General features: G+C 47.0%; 10 protein-coding genes, 2 tRNA genes and 1 other RNA gene. 11 read left to right on the plus strand and 2 right to left on the minus strand.

Annotation, left to right across the window (positions count from 1 at the left end; translation table 11 throughout):
* The first annotated feature begins 25 nt into the window (after positions 1–25).
* From rnpB to O6R05_RS02285, 4 genes are all read left to right on the plus strand, one after another.
* An RNA gene (rnpB, locus tag O6R05_RS02270) (RNase P RNA component class A) lies at positions 26–355 on the plus strand.
* Between the two features lie 119 nt (positions 356–474).
* Entirely contained in the window at positions 475–1,422 is a 948-nt protein-coding gene (locus tag O6R05_RS02275; RefSeq protein ID WP_271191922.1) for a C40 family peptidase, read from the plus strand.
* A 151-nt stretch (positions 1,423–1,573) separates the two neighbouring features.
* Positions 1,574–2,683: a hypothetical protein gene (locus tag O6R05_RS02280; protein ID WP_271191923.1), complete on the plus strand. Its 1,110-nt coding sequence runs from the start codon at positions 1,574–1,576 to the stop codon at positions 2,681–2,683.
* A 491-nt stretch (positions 2,684–3,174) separates the two neighbouring features.
* Positions 3,175–3,250, plus strand: a tRNA-Trp gene (locus tag O6R05_RS02285).
* Between the two features lie 1,075 nt (positions 3,251–4,325).
* On the opposite strand, the gene O6R05_RS02290 is transcribed toward O6R05_RS02285, so the two are convergent.
* Both O6R05_RS02290 and O6R05_RS02295 read right to left on the minus strand, forming a co-directional pair.
* Positions 4,326–4,715, minus strand: a complete 390-nt coding sequence (locus tag O6R05_RS02290) for a hypothetical protein (protein WP_271191924.1) — start codon at positions 4,713–4,715, stop codon at positions 4,326–4,328.
* A 749-nt stretch (positions 4,716–5,464) separates the two neighbouring features.
* Positions 5,465–5,538: transfer RNA gene (locus tag O6R05_RS02295), tRNA-Cys, on the minus strand.
* 152 nt (positions 5,539–5,690) lie between these two features.
* On the opposite strand from O6R05_RS02295, the gene pheS reads away from it, so the two are divergent.
* The 7 genes from pheS (at position 5,691) to ygiD (ending at position 16,875) form a co-directional block, all read left to right on the plus strand.
* Entirely contained in the window at positions 5,691–6,713 is a 1,023-nt protein-coding gene (gene pheS, locus O6R05_RS02300) for a phenylalanine--tRNA ligase subunit alpha (protein ID WP_271191925.1), read from the plus strand.
* A gap of 9 nt (positions 6,714–6,722) precedes the next feature.
* The gene (gene pheT / locus O6R05_RS02305; protein ID WP_271191926.1) at positions 6,723–9,104 is read left to right on the plus strand and encodes a phenylalanine--tRNA ligase subunit beta; all 2,382 of its coding nucleotides are present in this window, start codon (positions 6,723–6,725) and stop codon (positions 9,102–9,104) included.
* Positions 9,105–9,113: 9 nt separating this feature from the next.
* The gene (locus O6R05_RS02310; RefSeq protein ID WP_271191927.1) at positions 9,114–9,653 is read left to right on the plus strand and encodes a hypothetical protein; all 540 of its coding nucleotides are present in this window, start codon (positions 9,114–9,116) and stop codon (positions 9,651–9,653) included.
* A complete protein-coding gene (locus O6R05_RS02315; RefSeq protein WP_271191928.1) occupies positions 9,637–11,967 on the plus strand; it encodes a U32 family peptidase in 2,331 nt (776 codons plus the stop codon). Before O6R05_RS02310 ends, O6R05_RS02315 begins: the two co-directional genes overlap by 17 nt.
* Positions 11,964–14,327 (plus strand): endonuclease MutS2, encoded by a 2,364-nt coding sequence (locus O6R05_RS02320; protein ID WP_271191929.1) that lies wholly within the window; start codon positions 11,964–11,966, stop codon positions 14,325–14,327. The genes O6R05_RS02315 and O6R05_RS02320 overlap by 4 nt, the downstream gene beginning before the upstream one ends.
* A 9-nt stretch (positions 14,328–14,336) precedes the next feature.
* Positions 14,337–16,043 (plus strand): arginine--tRNA ligase, encoded by a 1,707-nt coding sequence (gene argS, locus O6R05_RS02325; RefSeq protein WP_271191930.1) that lies wholly within the window; start codon positions 14,337–14,339, stop codon positions 16,041–16,043.
* Between the two features lie 70 nt (positions 16,044–16,113).
* Positions 16,114–16,875: a 4,5-DOPA-extradiol-dioxygenase gene (gene ygiD, locus O6R05_RS02330; RefSeq protein WP_271191931.1), complete on the plus strand. Its 762-nt coding sequence runs from the start codon at positions 16,114–16,116 to the stop codon at positions 16,873–16,875.
* Positions 16,876–16,923 lie beyond the last annotated feature (48 nt).

The raw sequence follows: 16,923 nt of genomic DNA on the forward strand, positions 1-16,923 counted from the left end.
ATCTATATTGTGATAAAATACGCTTAGAGTAAATTATCCAATCGCATCGCAAGATGAGGAAAGTCTGCGCTCCACAGAGCAGGATGCCAGCTAACGGCTGGTGGGGGCGACCCTAAGGCAAGTGCAACAGAGAGATACCGCCCGCAAGGGTAAGGGTGGAAAGGCGAGGTAAGAGCTCACCAGATCTTAGGTAACTAAGATGCTATGTAAACCCCATTCGGAGCAAAACCAAAATAGGACAACACAGATGTGGCTCGCATCTGCCGGTAGGTAGGTTGCTTGAACTATTTGGCGACAAATAGTCTAGATAGATGATTGGACACGACAGAACGCGGCTTATCGATTTACTCTTACATAACACTCCAAGAATTACAAAAGTGTTAAGAACTTCTTAACTTTTTGTAATTTTTTATTGCCCTTCTGTAACCACTTTGTTATAATTTAAAAAGATAAACGTATAAGGAGTGTTTTGATTTGTTTAATATAAGTAAGAAGGTGCCTGTAGGCGTGCTGGCTCTTGGGCTGGTTTCCTTTCTGGGACTTAAAGACACCGGCATTTTTATAAGCGACCATGTACAAACAACTTATAGTGGCAATCAAGTTTACTTTGAAAAAGGTGAACAAGCTAACATCATTGAAGTATCTGAAAGAGGTTATGTGGTTGCCAAAGGCAAAGCTCGCGTAACCATTCCATCATATAAAATCGCTGTTACTGAAAAAAACGTATCTACATACAAAGTTGTTGCACCTACACCGATCAAGAACGATCAAGGCGACATCCTTCGCAATCTGATCATTGGGGAAAATGTGACTCTTGTGTCCAATGCTGCGGATACACTGGTTGTGACGACACAAGACGGCCTCACAGGGAAAGTGGCAGCCTCTGCTTTGGAGCTTGTCGGCACATCTGTCGAAAAAATTGCACTTGACGCAGCGACAGAGACCGCAAAGCTTAGCGCCGATGAAGCGGAAATTGCAGCTGTGGCTGTAGCGCCGCAAACCTATACCGCAGTACTGACTGCTGTCGCTGCACCGTCCGCGCCGGCAACCGGCACGGCTAAAGTGGCCATAGATTCCGCCCTCAGCAAATTGGGTTCACCTTACGTATGGGGATCTACAGGTGCGGAAGGTTATGACTGCTCCGGATTGGTCTACGCCGTTTACGTCAATGAACTGGGCGTCAAATTGCCTAGAACCTCAAGCGATATGTCTCAGACCGGCACACAAGTGTCCCGAGAAAACTTACAGCCGGGGGATCTTGTATTCTTTAACACCGGTGGTAGTGGCGTATCTCATGTGGGGATCTATGAAGGCAACGGCAATTTTATTCATGCTTCCAGCGGAAGTGGTAAAGTTATCGTATCCAACTTAAGTGAAGATTACTATAACGCGCGCTATACCAATGCCACTCGGGTATTATAATGAATCATCAGGACCTTCGGGTCCTTTTTTAGTACATATATTTTTATTTTAACATTGGTCAGTTCATTAGTTAGGGTTTTAGCTAAGGACACATATGAAAGGGTAAAGATCACTTACAGATGACAAGGATAGCGCAATGAGGAGGAGAGATATGAATAAGATCAAGCTTATTGTCGTGTGTGCGCTGCTCTTTATAAGTCAAAGAGCTTATGCTGTGACCACACCGAAAGTTACTGTGCAGATTCCAACTTTTGATGTCACGATCAATGATGTCGCCATGGAAAAGGAAAACAGTGAGTATCCTGTCTTAGTATATAGAGATATCACGTACTTTCCCATGACCTATAAGAATGCAAGATTTTTAGGTTTGGATACATTGTGGGATAAGGACACCGCAACGTTACACATCGTGCGCAGTACCCCGCAAGGGACATACTATGCATATCCTGGGAAGCGCAACCCGATGTATGACACCGCGAACGCGGTTAATTTCAATATTATGTTAAACGGAAAGAAAGTATATCCCGGATCGCAGTACTATCCGTTGTTAGTCTATAGAGATGTGACGTATTTTCCGTTGACATGGCAGTTTTGTCGTGATGAATTCAAATGGACCTATAGCTTTGATGACGTAACAGGACTTCAGATAAGCTCTGAAGGCAAGACTGATGAAAAGGGAATTGGCCCGCCTCGTGGGGATTACATGGCTACAGAAATCGACGGCATACAGTATGTAGTAGAACGACACCGGGGAACGGCACATATTATTCTCTCTAAAGTTGAGGGCGACAAAGTTATTGAGCTCAAAGAAATTGATAAAATAGCCAATCATGTAATTTTGGATAATCATCAAATATACTTTACCGTGGACGATAGAGCTTATAAAACGGTGAATCGTTTCGATATCATGACTATGACGGAAGATGTGTTGATTAAGGTCGATACGAACAGCTCGGATAACATCTCAATGACGGCACTCAATGGTCATATCTATTACAAAACGTCATTAGATTATGGTGCACTGTGCAATGAGAACGGTAAAAAACTCAATGAAGCGGGTGCTCTGACGGGATTACGGCGCACGGATGATTATGTCTTCGCAACATTTGATAAAGGAGATAATTTGTTGGTGTTTGATAAAAATCAACAGATTATTGCCAGGGGAAAAGGCAATATCAATGTCAACACCGTGACGATTTCAGAAGGTGTTGTGACCTATATCGATGAAACGACGGGGGCGATCAAAGAAGTAAGATTTTAATGCCATATCATAATTCGCCGGAGTCATCCGGCGGATTTTTATGTTGGCGATGACTCAAGGGAGACGAACAAAGGTGTTATGCAAAGCTTTCATTCAAGCTCGCAGTGAGATTAAACAGATGCGGTTGATAGGAGAGGTGCCTGTCAGAAGGCTGACACGACAATTAAAGCGTGTATTCGAGGCGTTAGGTTTGGGTTAGCGTTTAAGTATCAGACTGTACTGTCGCATAAGGAATGCGGGCGGGCCGTTGCGGCAACAAGAGCATACGTTGTGAGGAATGGGCACCGCGATATCGAAATCATGATCTCATCAAGCCATAGAAAGGTTGAGCGCAAAGCTTGGAGACAACGGGAATATTTCAGAGTGAGACTAGCGGAGCAATGTGCCTCCAGGTGTTAGGGGACAGATTTTATTGGCGATTAGTCTTGCAAAAGGATGTGGTCTTTGGTAAAATGTTTCTTACTGAAGCGGCTTTTGTCGATTCAGTTTTTAGGGGTATAGTTCAGTTGGTAGAACATTGGTCTCCAAAACCAAGTGCCGTGGGTTCGAGTCCTGCTACCCCTGCCAATATATTGTTGAACCCGTTTGAAGACGTTGAATTTGCGTGTCACTCAAACGGGTTCTTTTTTATTTGCGAATATCATTCAACTTATTTATCTCTATGCGAACGAGTCATCTGAATGACTCGCCATATTTTTTTAGGTATATTTTTATACATCCGACCAATGGTCTAAGAGCGATAAAATAAGACGATAATCATCGTATCGTGTTCACACGCTTGCATCAAAAAAGCACCTACCGACCATGGTCAGTCTGTGCTTAATAATAGTTGTTTTATTAAAGCTTTATTTTGATCGATCTGTCCCTTCTTTTAGGGATGGTAAAATCTTGTAGCTGCGCAAATCTTACCTCCTAGGTTATGGATGAAGATTATTATACGAACAACCTTGTAGCATTCAGAGTCGCTTAATCTTCTTTATAATGTAAACGATAATGCAAATCTTTAAAACGGTTAACAGAATCCCTGAAATAAAAGGCAGGATAAAGAGAAATTTTTGTAATATCATACTTACCTCCTTAGGTCATGCACACGGAAGAATACCGTCACTATCATGATCATCATCTACATTGCAACGACGAAGCCGGCGGCCCCGCTCTGCGATAGGTAGAGTGCCATAAGACAGAACGACGGGTGACATGGCGGTTTTTAATGGATACCTTTTCTAAGCGGTATAGTCGGACAGACACATTATCTTTATGATAATAAGCTACCACAAAGAAACAAACGTTTCAGTCTTTTCAGGATAGTGAATTGGAATTTGATGGCATTCAGCTTGTTGTCACAACTATGATGGTGTGGCAGAGGCGATATCGATGTCATTGCGTGTCGGGTCATTCATCGCAGCTGTCCGGATGGACTAGGAACAACTATCCATCCGCGTAGCCGGAGAGTTCTATGTATAGAAAAACAAAGAGCGTACGCTCTTTGTTTTTATCCGAAAAAATATGCACCGAGTTTCGAATCATTTTTTAATGATTTTCATGATGATATAAATCATTAAAGCGGTGGTTAGAAGCATTGTAATAAAAGGTAGAATGGTAATTATAAAATTTCGCAGTTCCATATATTCTCCTTAACTTATTAATATGAAATAATGCCGCCACTACCATGGTCGTTTCCGGCAGTTACACCGACGGAGCCGGGATAGCTGCCAGCGGCATTATGAGCGGCAAAGGTAAAAGCCATTTCGGCTTTGGCGGAAGCATTGATTGTTGCGATGCCCTGTACAGTAATAGGATACGAAAGACTTATCGTACCGCCTTCGGATGAGAAATCGGGAGCATACACACTGGTAATACGGCTCATCTCACTGCGGTATGTGGAATACTCAAACCTAAAGCCGACCCCAAAAATACCGTAGCTTTTTCTGACTTGAGCTCCAGTGACAGTGCTGTGCTGCGATGAGCTGCTCACCGTAGTACCTCTATCAGATATCCAAGCATTCCAAGACTGGTTCGCTGCCAGTCTCATAAGACTTTCGTGGTCAGTCACTTCAGTAATAATAATGAACCATCTTCAAAGGTTTCAACCGTCTTTAACATTTCTCCATCGGTGGTTGTTTCAAGGGATACAGGTGACACACCTATTTTTCGGAGTCCAATCTTTCGCCTGATAAAATTTTAGATTTAAGATTAGCTTCAACTGCTTTTTCTAAAGCAACATGTTGAACTTCACTCTCAAAAGTAGATAGTCTGTTTTGAATATCCGCTTTTGAAAAGGATGTGAGATCGTTTGCGTACGACAATTGAAACGGCAAAAGTACTACGGACAGAAAGCAGATTACACATAGTTTCTTTTTTAAAATAACGCACCCTCCTTATCCTTAATTGAAGATACGAGTGGATAGGTCCAAATTTTTCTTGATAATAGATTATCACAAAGAAGCAAACGTTTCAAGTTTTTTGCAACAATGATTGGGGATTTAATTAAATAGAAGTTACCGTTGCGCTATGACGGCGTGTGGGGGGGCGTTGATGACAATGCGTGGCGCGGTATAAGGACAGCTGTCTTAACGGTATATAAAAATCAAGGAGGACTCTGTCGCCGCGGCGTTGGACGTGTAGTGATACTACTTATGAATTCAGGCGATAGCTTATAAGGCTATCGTCCTTTTGTTGCTGACAAAACTGAGAGATAAGCAGGTACTGAGCCTATTAGGGCGAGGCTCCTTAATTATAGGCAAATAAAAAAACCCTTGCAGGGATCCTACAAGGGTTTTATGGAGGCGACAACCGGATTTGAACCGGTGATAAAGGTGTTGCAGACCTGTGCCTTACCACTTGGCTATGTCGCCATAACATAGAGTATTTTCACACACTTTGTCAGCTTTGTCAAGTTCAATTTACAGATGAATCGTGTGGGATGGGGTGACGACGTGGCTTAAAAATTGATAAATATTGGCTAAACTGCTATAATTTACACAGTTATAAGGAACGGGAGGACGTTATGAAAGAACAATTAATGACAATCCAGTCCGAGGCTCTTGAAGCTATTCAAGGGGTAGGTACACTGGATGAATTGAATACACTTCGTGTGAAATATTTAGGAAAGAAAGGTGCCATCACCGGTGTGATGAAAGAAATGCGCAGTCTGTCCCAAGACGAGCGACCTTTGATCGGTGAGCTTGCCAATAAAGTTCGGGAAGCGGTGGAGACTGCTATTTCGGACAAAACTGCCGAGCTCAAAGAGGCTGTGTTAAAAGCGCGCTTGGCTTCCGAGACTATTGACATCACTTTAAATAAGCCGCAGCCCCTTCTAGGGCATGAGCATCCCCTTATTAAGACCATTGAGACTTTGGAAGACCTCTTTATTGATATGGGGTTCACGGTGGTGGACGGTCCTGAAGTGGAGACTGTAGCGAACAATTTTGATTTACTCAATGCGCCGGCAGACCATCCGTCTCGAGATCTCACCGATACGTTTTATATTGATGAAGGTACTGTGCTTCGCACCCAGACCTCACCGGTACAAATTCGGGCTATGAAAGAGATGGGTGCACCTCTTCGCATTGTCAGCTCCGGTCGTGTATTTCGCTCAGATGAAGTGGATGCTACGCACTCGCCGATGTTTCATCAGCTGGAGGGATTGATTATTGACGAGACCATATCCATGGCGAATCTCTTTGAGACACTGAATATTTTCGTCAAAGCGCTTTTCGGTGACGATATTGAAACCCGATTCCGTCCTCACAATTTTCCGTTCACTGAACCGTCGGCGGAGGTGGATGTCACCTGTACCGTCTGTGGCGGGGTGGGATGTCCTGCCTGTCACAACACCGGTTGGTCGATGGAGCTCTTAGGATGCGGCATGGTACACCCTAATGTGTTGAAAAACTGCGGCATTGATCCGGAAAAGTACTCCGGCTTTGCTTTCGGCATGGGGATTGACCGCATTGCCATGATCAAGTATGGCTTAGATGATATCCGTCTGCTCTTTGAAAACGACCAACGTTTCTTGAAACAATTCTAGGAGGACTCCATGTTATTACCGGTACAGTGGTTAGAAAACTACGTTAAAATAGATAAACCTGTTAAGGATATTGCCGATGAGCTCAGCTTGACCGGCTCTCACGTTGAATCCATCACGGAGCCTGCAGACGGCTTAAGCGGCGTGGTGGTAGGATGTATTACAAAAATAGATACGCATCCGGATGCGGACAAGCTTGTGATCTGTCAAGTGGATTTAGGTGATGAGACGGTTCAAATTGTCACCGGAGCAAAAAATGTCTTTGAAGGCGCGGTGGTGCCTGTAGCGACCCATGGTGCGCATCTGGCCGGCGGCGTGGTCATTAAAAGGGGTAAACTTCGCGGCGTAGAATCCAACGGCATGCTTTGCTCCCTGGAGGAACTGGGTTTTGAGACCTCAGTCATTCCGAAAGAAGCTCGTGACGGCATTTACATCTTCCAAGAAGGCGTACGTGTCGGTGAGGACGCTCTTAAGGCTTTGGGTATGGACGCCGCCGTCATTGAATTTGAAATTACGCCTAACCGCCCGGACTGCCTGAGTATTATCGGTATGGCTCGGGAAACCGGTGCAACCTTCGACACGGATATTGTCGTGCCTGAACCGACTATGAAAGATGAAGTCGGTGCTATCGAAGATTACTTTAAAGGCATTACCATTGAGACGGACAACTGCCCGCGATTTTTCGGCAAAGTGCTCACGGATGTGACCATTGAACCGTCACCGCAGTGGATGCAAAATTATCTGATGTCCGCAGGGGTGCGTCCGATTAACAATATTGTGGATCTTACCAACTTTGTCATGTTGGAATATGGACAACCGCTCCACGCTTACGACCTGGATGACTTAACCACCGGAGAGATTGTGGTGCGCCAAGGCAGAGCCGGGGAAACCTTAAAAACTTTGGACGGGGAAGTGCGTGAACTCGAAGTCGGAGATGTTGTCATTACCGACGGCAAGCGGCCTATTGGCCTTGCCGGAGTTATGGGCGGCTTTGATTCGGAGGTTAAGCCGACCACCAAAACGGTGCTGTTAGAAGGTGCCAACTTTAAAAAAGATGCGGTTCGCAAGACGTCAAAACGCCTGGATCTCAGATCTGAAGCGTCAGCTCGCTTTGAAAAGGGTGTAAGTCCGCAGACGGCAAAGACGGCTGTGCTTCGTGTGGCACAACTGGCTGAATCCATCGGAGCGGCAAAAGTCGTCGCCGGGTCATTTGATGAAGGCGGCTATGCACCTGAGGACAAGGTGGTGACACTTCGTACAGAGCGTGCCAACAAGCTCATCGGCCGCACCTTTACTACCGAAGAATTGGCTCATATTTTAAACCGATTGGACATCCCTACCGATGTGGAAGGCACGGTCATCTCTGCACATATTCCACCGTTCCGTCTGGATTTGGATATCGAAGAAGATCTCATTGAAGAAGTGGCTCGGATTTACGGCTATCACAATATCACCCCAAGACCGTTGGAAGGCAATGTCACCGTGGGCGGCAGGTCTCAGGAACGCAACCTCGAGTTTCGCGCTAAATCGGTGCTTCTCGCAAGGGGTCTGAATGAGTTTATGACCTATTCTTTTGTCAGCCCGAAAAACTTTGACAAGTTGGCTTTGCCGGCGGAGCATCATCTGAGAGCGTCTGTTAAAATCATCAACCCTCTGGGCGAAGAGTACAGCATTATGCGTACTACGTTGGTTTCCAATATGCTCAGTGTCCTCGCCGCCAATATTCATAACGGCAATGAAAAAGTGGGCGGCTTCGAGTTCGGAAATACTTTTATTCCTAACGGAAAGACGCTTCCTGAGGAATACACCAAGCTTGCCATCGGCTATTATGACCTGGGGGATTTCTATTTCTTAAAAGACACTATCGGTACCCTGTTGTGGCAGTTGGGTCTGGATCACTTTGAGGTAAAACGGGCAGAGGTCAGCTATCTTCACCCCGGCAAGAGCGCTGAAATCTTTGTTGAGGGTATGTCGCTCGGGGTTTTCGGGGAAGTGCATCCGCAAGTTTTGGAAAACTATGACATTAAAAAGGCTGTCTATGTGGCGGAACTGGATTTTTACAAGCTGGTGAGTAGGGCAAAGACCAACTACACGTTTAAACCTATCGCCAAATTTCCGAGTGTGAAACGGGATCTTGCTTTTGTCATTGATGAACGTGTGAGTGCAGGTGACTTGGAGCAGGTAGCTCGGGATAACGCCGGCGCCCTTTTGGAAACTTTTGAAATTTTTGATATCTACCGCAGTGAGGCAATTGGCAAAGGCAAGAAAAGTGTGGCTTTCTCTATGGTATTCCGCTCACCTGAAAAGACTTTGGTAGATGATGAGATCAATCCGGTGGTCGAAGCTATTACACAAGCTATGAAGGCGACATTTGATGCGCAGCTGCGCGCATAAGGAGGAACTATGGAAAAGGTAAAAGTCCAAATTGACGGCATGAGTTTTGTCGTTGTCGGCGGTGAAACGTCTAAAGTGCGAGGCTTTGCCAAGGACTTGGACACTCGTATTCGCACCGTCCAAGGCGCCAACTATCGCTTGAACCAAGTGCAATCCATTGTTTTAGCCGCATTGAACATCCTTGAGGAGAAGGACATTCTGGAGAGTCGAGTGAACGACGTGGACGCAGGTTCCAGCGAAGAGAAAGCGCTTCAGGTCATGGCGGAGAATGAAACACTTCGTGCTGGCCTCAAGGAGGCGGAAGAGAAGATTGCAGCGATTCGTAGTCATTATGACAAGCAAAAGCACAGTTTGGACGAGGCGAAACAGGAAGCTGCTGAGCTTCGTGACACGCTGAAAAAGCAGACGGACAAGCAAGGTGACATGACGGCCGAGTTGGACAAATTAAAGCAGGAAAAGGAAGCTTTGGAGCGTCAAATCTTTGAATCTCAAAAGCGAATTATTGATCTCAGTCGAGAATTAGAAAGTTTACATGATAAAGCACGTTGAACTCTTAGCTCCGGCAGGCAGTATGGCGAGCCTTAAGGCCGCCGTGCAAGCCGGGGCTAGTGCCGTTTATTTGGGGACTGATAAATTCAGTGCGAGAAAACATGCGGCAAACTTCACTTTGGACAATTTAAAAACAGCTTTAGATTATGCGCATCGACACGGGGTAAACGTCTATGTCACCTTAAATATACTCCTTCATGATGACGAAGTCCCTGAGGCTCTTGAGGTCGTTCGAGAACTGGAAGCCTTAGGCGTGGACGGTCTCATCGTTCAGGATCTGGGGTTTGCTGTTAAGGCGCGAGAGTTGGGCACTGTGATGGAAATTCACGCGTCAACACAAATGGGCATCGACAATCTCTACGGTGCAAAAGCCGTGGAAAGTTTGGGATTTGAGCGGGTAGTGCTTGCGCGAGAAACACAGCTTGAAGACATTCGTGCTATTCGTGACAAGACGGAGCTAGACATTGAAGGCTTTATTCACGGGGCACTTTGTGTGTCCATGAGCGGGATGTGTCTTATGAGTTCCATGATTGGCGGCAGGTCAGGAAACCGCGGGGATTGCGCTCAGGCCTGTCGAAAACGGTATAAACTGCTTTCTGGAGGGCGTGCTTTCGGTCCGGCCTATCTGCTTTCGCCGCAGGATTTGGCGAGTTTTGAGACATTGGATGCATGGATTGATGCCGGTGTCAGCTCGCTTAAAATTGAAGGGCGCATGAAAAGTCCTCACTATGTGTATCAGGTGGTACAGACGTATAAAAAACAGCTGATGGGGACTCGTACCGATAAAGACATCAAAAATACCGAGCAAATTTTCAGTCGAGGATTCACTAAAGGATTGGCTTTTCATGATTTCGGATCGACGTATACCGCCTCCCACAGTCCGAAACATCGCGGCAGACGTGTGGGAACGGTCGTGAGCGTGAGCGGCATGAAAGCTGTGGTGGATTTGGAGGACAGCCTTGAGCCGGGGGATGGTCTGTACTTTGCAGCGCACAATGTGGGTAAGCAGAATCAGTGTGCTTATCAACCGGGACGATGGACGATGGATGTGCCCCAAGGCGTAGTCAAAGGGGAAGCGGTCTATCGCACGACGTCAAAGGCGCTGGAGAAAGCTTTGGATCAGGCGTTGGATGAACCTATTCATCCGATTGACCTCGCGATGGCTGTCGTGCTTCAAGACGGTGAGGCTGCACGCTTGAGCCTTACCGCTGAGGGAAACCGGGTGTCGGTGATGTTGGATGAGCCTTTGGAGAGGGCGAAGCAGCGCAGTCTTACCGAAGATCAGGTCAGAGAACAATTGGGCAAACTGGGAGATACGGTCTACCGATTGGCAGATCTCCATGTCACTTTGGATGAGGGTCTTTTTATGCCGCTCTCCAGGCTGAATGAACTTCGCCGCCGAGGGGTGACGGCATTAGATGAAGCCAGACTGAACCGGTCTCGAAGGTTGCTGTCCGCGGCGGATCTCTCTAAAGTTCGTGTCAAGACGGTATCAACGCCGCACGTGACTGTAGAAGTGGATAGTGTGACGGATCTGAACAAGCTTCCTAAAGACAGTAGGGTGCTGCCGCTACTTAAAGTCACGGCACTGAATGAGGCGTTCAGTCATGGGCTTAAGGCTTTTGATCACTTTGCCCTTCGCATGGATAAAATGGCAACGTCGGCTGAGGTGGAAGACGCGGTGACGAAGGTGACAGCACTCAAGCCGACGCAGGTGTATCTCAATAATATTTCCGGTCTTGAACTGTTTCGGGACATGGCGATAGAGAAAGTAGCCGACATCGGCATGAATGTGATGAACAGCTATACTGTCTCTGAACTGTTGCGGCGAGGATTTACGAAAGTGGTGCCGTCGCCGGAGCTGAACCGGGATGAAGTATTGCAGATGGCCCGAGACTACGCCGGCGTGTTGGAAGTTCAGGCCCACGGTTTGGTGGAGGTCATGACCATGAGGCATTGTCCTGCAGCGGTGATTAAGGGGTGCGGGTATAAGGCGGACTGTGAGGCGTGCGCTTTCAGCAGGGACACGTTTTTGGAAGATGTTCGGGGTGTCAAGTTTTTAATTGAACGGCGTCATCACATTACGGAGCTCTATAACGCCTATCCGCTGGCGTTGTTTGACAAAATTACACCGTGGCTGGATGCAGGTATACGAGGCTATAAGCTTCACTGCAACGATGATATCAGAGAGACTGTGGCGGCATATCTCGCCCTTCTCGACGGAAAACAACCGGCAAGTGAGATGCTCAAAGCACACCTTTCTGAGCGCTATGGCGATATCACCGGGGGCCACTACAATCGGGGGGTACAATGACCCAACAGACAAAATCACAACAGTTATTGGAACTGAATAAAATTATCGAGCGACTTCAGACCTTTGCGTCGTCGGCATTTACGGCGACCTATATGGATACGGTGGAGATTGCCACTGATCAAAGAGAAGTGGCACGTCGACTTCAGGAGACGGATGATGCTGTGGCTTACATTATGAAAAAGTCGGAGCCGCCGCTCTTCGGGATTCATGATTTGGGTATTCAGATGAAGCGCCTGGAAATCGGAGGATATCTCTCTGCTGGCGAGCTTTTAAAAGTGGGAGATTTTCTTCGCGGCGCACGATATTTGAGAAACTATCTTACACCGGATCTGGAAGGTCTGGAAGCTACCCATCTGAAAGATTATAAAGATGAGCTTGCCGTCAATCGCGCACTGGAAGAGACCATTGAAAATGCCATTGTCTCCGAGGATGAAATCTCGGACAATGCCTCGAGAACCCTTCGGGATCTGCGTCGGGCTATGGCGAAGAAAAAAGATGATATTCGGATGAAACTCAGCGCCTTCACGTCATCCGGGAGCGACTATCTTCAGGACGCCATTGTGACCATTCGGGACGGCAGGTACGTCGTGCCGGTCAAAAATGAGCACAAGAACAAGGTGAAAGGTATTGTCCATGACATGAGTTCCAGCGGTCAGACGGTTTACATTGAACCCATGAGCGTGGTCACCATCAACAATGAACTGAGGGAGCTTGAGGTTAAAGAACGTGAGGAAATCGAGCGGATTCTGCAAGAGATTTCTGCTGATGTGGAGCGTATGCGTCACGATATCCTTTTTAATCAGGAGCTTTTACGCGAGCTGGACTTTATCTTTGCGAAAGGAAAGCTCTCTTTGGATATGGACGGTCGTGCACCGAAGGTCAACAGCAAGGGTTATCTGAAGTTTATCGGTGCCAGACATCCTCTTCTGGATCCGAAAAAAGTGGTGCCTATTGATGTGGAGCTGGGCGGCGACTTTACATCACTGATTATCACCGGGCCTAATACCGGCGGGAAGACAGTCAGTATTAAAACCGTGGGTCTGCTTACGTTAATGGCTCAGTACGGACTTCACATCCCTGTGGACGCCGGCTCGGAAGTGGCGGTGTTTGACCGTATCTTTGCAGATATCGGCGATGAGCAGTCCATCGAGCAGTCTCTCTCCACATTTTCATCTCACATGATTAATATTGTGGATATTTTGAAGCATATTACACCGAAATCTCTTGTGATTTTTGATGAGCTGGGTGCCGGGACGGATCCGACAGAAGGCGCGGCACTCGCCCGAAGTATCATGGACTTTATCCTTCAAAGAAAAATTCGTGCCATTGCGACGACGCACTATACGCAGTTGAAACTTTACGCCTTGACCACATCCGGCGTACAAAATGCCTCTATGGAATTCGATGTGAACACCTTGAGTCCGACGTACCATCTGCTCATCGGTGTGGCAGGGAAATCCAATGCTTTCGCCATTTCAGAAAAGCTGGGTCTGCCGGAAATTATTATTGAACGGGCCAAAACGCTCTTGAGTGGCGAATCCATTGAGTTTGAAGATGTCATGGCTTCGATTGAGTCGGATCGGATTGAGATTCGACATCTTAAGGAAGCTCTCATGGACGAACAAAAGGACCTTCGAGCTCAAAATGCCGCCTTGAAGCAACAGGTAGAAAAGATGGAGCGTCAGCGGGACAGCGTGATGGAACAGGCCCGAGAGCAGGCACAGCGTCTGGTTCGAGATACCAAGGAAAATATGGCGTTGGTGATGGACGAGCTCTCCGAGCTTAGAGAATCACTCACTTCCGCACAAGCCCGAAAGCTTCAGGAAGCTCAAGATCTGTTCCGCGACACGGCTGACAAGTCGTGGAAAACAAAGGGCTTTAAGCTGGAGGAAGCAGATACTAAAATCGACAACCTGAAAGTGGGGGAAACGGTTCGCGCGGTGTCCTTAAACACTGAAGGGACAGTCTTGGAACTGCCGGACAATAAGAACCAAGTGTTGGTGCAAATGGGCGTGATGAAGATGAAGCTGCCGCTCGACACCTTGGAACGTATCGGCCCCACGGCATTCCGATCCAAGACCGGTACACGCAAGATTAAAGAGACCAAGACCAAGAATTTTAAAACGGAAATTGACTTGCGAGGCAATAATTTTGAGGATGCCAAGGAGCGGATTGATAAATATATGGATGATGCACTTCTTGCGGGCATGACGGAAGTGCGTATCATCACCGGGAAAGGTACCGGCGTGTTACGACAAAAAGTCCGCGAGTATCTTCGTGTCCATCCTCATGTCAAGCACTATGAAGACGCACCGCAAAACCAAGGTGGCTTTGGCGCTACCGTAGTACAATTCAAATAAAGGAGACTTATGTTAAATTTTAAAGAAGAAATTGCGCGCATTTTAGCTGAAAAAATTGACAGTTTAAGCGCTGAAGCCATTTTGCCTCTCATTGAAACACCGCCGAGTGAGACTATGGGGGACTTTGCCTTTCCAGTGTTTTCCCTTGCTAAAATCTATCGGAAAAATCCGGCTGTGATTGCCCAGGATATTGCTAAGACCATCGACGATCCGCTGTTTGAAAAGGTGGATACCGCCAGTGCCTATATTAACTTTTTCCTAAATAAAGACGTCTTAGCTAAAGAGATTCTTGGAGAACTCTACGAGAAAGGTGAGCACTTCGGTCGGGTGGATATCGGACATGGCAAAAATGTGGTTTTGGACTATTCCAGTCCCAACATTGCCAAGCCGTTTCATATCGGTCACATTCGTACGACCCTCATTGGCGATGCCATTAAGCGGATCTATCAGTTTTTAGGTTACAACACCATTGCCTACAATCACCTTGGAGATTACGGGACGCAGTTTGGCAAGCTCATTGTCGCCATTGACAAGTGGGGGGACAAAGAGGCCATCCAATCCAATCCGATCCGGGAACTGTTGAAACTCTATGTGAAGATCAATGAGGAAGCGGATAAAGACGAAAATCTGTTGGCGGAGTGCCGCTATTGGTTTAAGGAATTGGAAGAAGGCAATCCACGTGCTGTGGAGCTGTGGAAGTGGATTCGCGATGTCTCTCTCGAAGAATTTGAACGGGTCTACAAAATGCTTGGCATTGAGTTTGACACCTACAAAGGCGAGTCATTCTATTCCGATAAGATGCCGACAGAAGTGGCAAAGATGGAAGCTAAAGGCATTTTACAGGATTCTCAAGGTGCCAAGATAGTAAACTTGGACAAGTATGACTTACAGCCGGCACTTATCATTAAATCCGATGGCACCACCATTTATCTTACTCGAGATGTGGCGACAGCAGTGTATCGGGAAACACAACATCAGCCGGACAAACTCATCTACGTGGTCGGTTCGCAACAAATTCTTCATTTCAAACAGCTCAAAGCTGTCCTGGAAGAAATGGGTTACGATTGGGCGGATAAAATTGTTCACGTTGCCTTCGGCATGGTGTCGTTAAAAGACGGTACACTCTCAACGCGAAAGGGAAATGTGGTTTATCTCGAAGACCTGCTGAACAAAGCGGTGGATAAAGTGCGGGGCATCCTGGATGAAAGAGAAGTGGAGCGAGGCGCGGCGATTGAAAACAAGGAAGAGCTCGCAAAGCAAGTCGGTATTGGCGCCATTAAATTCCAAGAGCTTTTCAACAGCCGAATCAAAGACTACACCTTTGATTGGGATACCACCCTTTCATTTGAAGGGGAAACCGGGCCGTATGTTCAGTACACTCATGCACGGATCAACTCGCTGCTTCGTCGCGGCGACTTTACACCGGTTAAGCTGGACACGTCGCGACTCGTTGAGTCGGAAGAAGTCGCTCTTTTAAAAGCGCTCTATAACTTCACCGATGTGGTCGTTGACGCTCATGACAAATACGAGCCGTTCTATGTGACGCGCTACATCACTGAACTGGCCAAGAGTTTTAACTCCTATTACAACAAGACTCAAATTCTGGTCGAAGACGAGGAACTCAAGGCGCAACGGCTTATGCTGGTCTATGGTGTGAAAGTGGTCATCAAAGCAGGTCTTGCCCTTATTGGTATGGCTGCACCTGATAAAATGTAACGGTCGTTCGACGTGTATGGGTTATAGCACTCAGGTCACCGACAGGACAAGTCATAGAAATGAGGCAACAATGAAAGCACCGGCACTATTTGTAGGCCATGGTTCGCCCATGAATGCTATTTTAGACAACTCAATCAGTAAGGCGTGGCGTGACCTGGGTCGGACATTGCCTCGTCCGAAGGCCATCCTTCTCTGTTCCGCACATTGGATGACGGATACAACTGCTGTGCGCACGGCGAAGGACAATCGTCAAATCTATGATATGTACGGCTTTCCTGAAGCGCTGTATCATCTGAAGTATGCGCCGCCAAACGACGTGGCTACGGCTCAGGCCGCTTTAAACTACCTTGACGGCGTGGCTATTGAGAACAACGACTGGGGTCTGGATCATGGTGCCTGGTCAGTACTCTGTCATATGTATCCCAATGCTGATGTGCCGGTGGTGTGTCTTTCTACCGATATCACCGCCACACCGGAAGCGCTCTTTGAGATCGGACGAAAACTCAGACCGCTTCGAGAGGACAACGTCATGATTCTGGGAAGCGGGAATATCGTTCACAATCTTAGGGCCATGGATCCGTCGTTACAAGGCGGCTTTTCTTGGGCAAAGGCCTTTAATCAGGCTGTCAAATCTCACATTGCGGGCCGTGACATCCAAGGTCTATTCAACTACAGTACCCTTTCGGGATCTGGCGGTGCGGTACCGACTGTGGAGCATTTCTATCCCCTTTTTATCACCTTAGGGGCGGCCTATGAGGTGGAAGCGCCTGTTTTTTTCAACGACTGTTTCGAGATGGGTAGCTTATCCATGACCTCCCTTCTTTTTCAATAAGTTGTGAGGCATTAGATAAATAGGGTATAATTAAGCCAGTATATCTCA

The sequence above is a fragment of the Peptoniphilus equinus genome, assembly GCF_027921445.1.
In the GTDB taxonomy this organism is placed as follows: domain Bacteria; phylum Bacillota; class Clostridia; order Tissierellales; family Peptoniphilaceae; genus Peptoniphilus; species Peptoniphilus equinus.

Bases quoted from the DNA above. Each gene is read 5' to 3' on its own strand.
- O6R05_RS02280 (WP_271191923.1), top strand. From the start codon at position 1,574: ATGAATAAGATCAAGCTTATTGTCGTGTGTGCGCTGCTCTTTATAAGT.
- O6R05_RS02290 (WP_271191924.1), bottom strand. From the start codon at position 4,715: ATGAGACTGGCAGCGAACCAGTCTTGGAATGCTTGGATATCTGATAGA.
- pheS (WP_271191925.1), top strand. From the start codon at position 5,691: ATGAAAGAACAATTAATGACAATCCAGTCCGAGGCTCTTGAAGCTATT.
- pheT (WP_271191926.1), top strand. From the start codon at position 6,723: ATGTTATTACCGGTACAGTGGTTAGAAAACTACGTTAAAATAGATAAA.
- O6R05_RS02310 (WP_271191927.1), top strand. From the start codon at position 9,114: ATGGAAAAGGTAAAAGTCCAAATTGACGGCATGAGTTTTGTCGTTGTC.
- O6R05_RS02315 (WP_271191928.1), top strand. From the start codon at position 9,637: ATGATAAAGCACGTTGAACTCTTAGCTCCGGCAGGCAGTATGGCGAGC.
- O6R05_RS02320 (WP_271191929.1), top strand. From the start codon at position 11,964: ATGACCCAACAGACAAAATCACAACAGTTATTGGAACTGAATAAAATT.
- argS (WP_271191930.1), top strand. From the start codon at position 14,337: ATGTTAAATTTTAAAGAAGAAATTGCGCGCATTTTAGCTGAAAAAATT.
- ygiD (WP_271191931.1), top strand. From the start codon at position 16,114: ATGAAAGCACCGGCACTATTTGTAGGCCATGGTTCGCCCATGAATGCT.